1 rRNA gene is annotated in these 862 nt (G+C 52.9%); it reads left to right on the top strand.

Going from position 1 to position 862, the window contains the following annotated elements:
- A 23S ribosomal RNA gene (locus ACH1XZ_RS23170) occupies positions 1–862 on the top strand; the annotation flags it as partial.

The following is an 862-nucleotide window of genomic DNA, read 5'->3' as shown; positions in this document are numbered from 1 at the left end:
TGTGAGCTCGATGAGTAGGGCGGGACACGTGGTATCCTGTCTGAATATGGGGGGACCATCCTCCAAGGCTAAATACTCCTGACTGACCGATAGTGAACCAGTACCGTGAGGGAAAGGCGAAAAGAACCCCGGCGAGGGGAGTGAAAAAGAACCTGAAACCGTGTACGTACAAGCAGTGGGAGCATCCTTCGGGGTGTGACTGCGTACCTTTTGTATAATGGGTCAGCGACTTATATTCTGTAGCAAGGTTAACCGAATAGGGGAGCCGCAGGGAAACCGAGTCTTAACTGGGCGTTAAGTTGCAGGGTATAGACCCGAAACCCGGTGATCTAGCCATGGGCAGGTTGAAGGTTGGGTAACACTAACTGGAGGACCGAACCGACTAATGTTGAAAAATTAGCGGATGACTTGTGGCTGGGGGTGAAAGGCCAATCAAACCGGGAGATAGCTGGTTCTCCCCGAAAGCTATTTAGGTAGCGCCTCGTGAATTCATCTTCGGGGGTAGAGCACTGTTTCGGCTAGGGGGTCATCCCGACTTACCAACCCGATGCAAACTACGAATACCGAAGAATGTTATCACGGGAGACACACGGCGGGTGCTAACGTCCGTCGTGAAGAGGGAAACAACCCAGACCGCCAGCTAAGGTCCCAAAGTCACAGTTAAGTGGGAAACGATGTGGGAAGGCTCAGACAGCCAGGATGTTGGCTTAGAAGCAGCCATCATTTAAAGAAAGCGTAATAGCTCACTGGTCGAGTCGGCCTGCGCGGAAGATGTAACGGGGCTAAACTGTGCACCGAAGCTGCGGCAGCGACACTCTGTGTTGTTGGGTAGGGGAGCGTTCTGTAAGCCTGCGAAGGTGTC

It is taken from the genome of Kluyvera chengduensis (assembly GCF_044197065.1).
Classification (GTDB): domain Bacteria; phylum Pseudomonadota; class Gammaproteobacteria; order Enterobacterales; family Enterobacteriaceae; genus Kluyvera; species Kluyvera ascorbata_C.
Note: the sequence above shows the minus strand (reverse complement) of the source record. Positions and strands in the feature narration are given on the sequence as shown.